This window comes from Actinomadura sp. BRA 177, assembly GCF_013372625.1.
GTDB lineage: Bacteria > Actinomycetota > Actinomycetes > Streptosporangiales > Streptosporangiaceae > Spirillospora.
The window spans coordinates 1-2386 of the sequence record NZ_JABXFD010000579.1; the positions used below are offsets into that span (position 1 = coordinate 1).

Annotated in this window: 2 protein-coding genes; one reads left to right on the forward strand and one right to left on the reverse strand. The window is 74.1% G+C overall.

From position 1 onward, the window contains the following. Positions 1-153: 153 nt before the first annotated feature. A complete protein-coding gene (locus HUX53_RS32945; RefSeq protein ID WP_176407117.1) occupies positions 154-681 on the reverse strand; it encodes a hypothetical protein in 528 nt (175 codons plus the stop codon). A gap of 337 nt (positions 682-1018) precedes the next feature. Here HUX53_RS32945 and HUX53_RS32950 point away from each other — a divergent pair. After that, positions 1019-2386, forward strand: a 1368-nt coding sequence (locus tag HUX53_RS32950; protein WP_176407118.1) for a DEDD exonuclease domain-containing protein, incomplete at its 3' end; no start/stop codon positions are given.

A 2386-nucleotide genomic window follows, 5' to 3' on the forward strand; every position in this document is an offset into this window, starting at 1 on the left:
GGTCTCGGTGGCTCGGATATGTGAAGAAGAGGCAGCTTCATACGTGAGCCGACCGACTGTTTTGCAGAAAGATGCCCGCTGAAAATGGGATAGCCCCTGGTCGACATACACGACCGGCCCACATGCAAGGTCAGGCTTAGGTACCGTGTCTTCCTACTCCTCGCGGAAAAGGGCGAGGGTGTTGTGGGGCGGTCTGGGCAGCTCGGCGACCTCGGCCTTGCTCTCGCGCAGCTCGGCGCGCAGCTTGTCCAGCTCGGCGGAGCGCGCGGCGCGGGCATCGGCCAGCTCCCGCTTCAGCGCGGCGACGCGGCGCTCGGCGGCCTCCTCCTCGGACGCGGTCGCGGCGCGCTCCAGCTCCGCGCGCGCGGAGTCGACGAGCTCGGTCCAGCCCGCGGGCCGCAGCAGGTAGGCCAGCACCGCGACCCGCACCGGGTCGGCGGCGGGCGGCACCAGCCCGCCCTCGACGGCCTCCACCAGGTCGGCCTGCGCCTCGCGCAGCGGCTCGGCGACCCGCCCCCGGAAGCCGGCGTCCTTCTCCAGTACCGCCGCGATGTGCTGCCCGGCGAGCTTGGCGCGCTTGCGGCGCTCGAACCGCGCGAACCGGCGCAGCGGCACGGGGACCTCGTCGGGGGGCAGCGACCCGATCAGCTCCGCCGCGGCCTCCACCACCGACTGCCGCACCGGCTCGGGGAGGGGCCGGCTCAGCTGCTCTTCCCGGGGGGTCCGGGGGGTCGCCCCCGCAGAATGAGGCGCCTTCTCGTCGGACTCCGCGCAGCCGGGGGTCGCTTCGGGGCCGCTGTCGATGATCCCGCTCCTTCCGGGGGATGCCGGTGGGCTGTGTCTTCCCTACCGCCCCGAGTCTTAATCGGCGAGCGACCAGGGCGGACGTGCGATCGGACGGATCGCGCCGGGCTCCCCCGAGCCGTCCCCGCGGCCCCCCGGCCCGGCGGGACGTGCCGGCGCCCCACAACCCTAGCGGCCGGAGCTTCTGTCGGTGGCGTCCTCTACGGTCGCGCACATGACGGCTGCGCACGGTGTCCAGGGGACCTTGGACGACCTGGGGACCCCGCTCTCCGACGTCACCTTCGTGGTGGTCGACCTGGAGACGACGGGCGGCTCGGCCGCGGACTCGGCCATCACCGAGATCGGCGCGGTGAAGGTGCGCGGGGGAGAGGAGCTCGGCGAGCTCGGCACGCTGGTCGACCCCGGCGGGCCGGTGCCGCCGTTCATCACCGCGCTGACCGGCATCACCACGGCGATGGTGACGGCCGCGCCGCGCATCGAGTCGGTGCTGCCCGCGTTCCTGGAGTTCGCGCGCGGCTGCGTGCTCGTCGCGCACAACGCCCCCTTCGACATCGGCTTCCTCAAGACGGCCTGCGCCGAGAACGGCTACGCGTGGCCCGCGTTCCCCGTCGTCGACACCGTCGACCTGGCGCGCCGCGTCCTGTCCAGGGACGAGGTGCCCAACTGCAAGCTCGGCACGCTGGCCCGGTTCTTCCGGACGTCCAGCGAGCCGACGCACCGCGCCCTCGCCGACGCCCGCGCGACCGTGGAGGTCCTGCACGGCCTGATCGAGCGGCTCGGCTCGTTCGGCGTCACCTCGCTGGAGGAGATGCGCGGCTTCGCCAAGGCGCCGACCCCCGAGCAGCGCCGCAAGCGGCACCTCGCCGACGACGTGCCGAGCACGCCCGGCGTCTACCTGTTCGAGGACCACTCCGGCGAGGTGCTCTACGTCGGCAAGAGCGGCGACCTGCGCTCGCGGGTGCGCAGCTACTTCACCGGCTCGGAGACGCGCTGGCGGGTCCGCGAGATGGTCGGGCTCGCCGAGAACGTCCGGACGATCGTGTGCGCCACCGGGCTGGAGGCCGAGGTCCGCGAGCTGCGGCTGATCGCCGAGCACAAGCCGCGCTACAACCGCCGCTCCAAGTTCCCGGAGCGGGCGATCTGGCTGAAGCTGACCGCGGAGCCGTTCCCGCGGCTGTCGATCGTCCGGGAGTGCCGCGCCGACGGCGCCCGCTACCTCGGGCCGATCTCGTCCCGCCGGCAGGCCGAGGAGGCGCGGGCGGCGCTGCACGAGGCCGTCCCGCTGCGCCAGTGCACCCAGCGGCTGACGCTCCGGCTCATCGAGCGCGGCAAAGCGCGCGCGTGCGCGCTCGCCGAGATCGGACGGTGCGGCGCGCCCTGCGACGGCCGCGAGTCCGCCGACGCCTACAACGTGCACGCCGACACCGCGCGCTCGGTCATGGAGGGCGACGTGCGCCCGGTGGTGGCCGCGGCGCAGGTGCGCATCGACCGGCTCGCGGCCGAGCTGCGCTACGAGGAGGCCGCCGCGCAGCGCGACCGGCTCGCCGCGTTCGTCCGCGCCGCCGCGCGCGGGCAGCGGCGC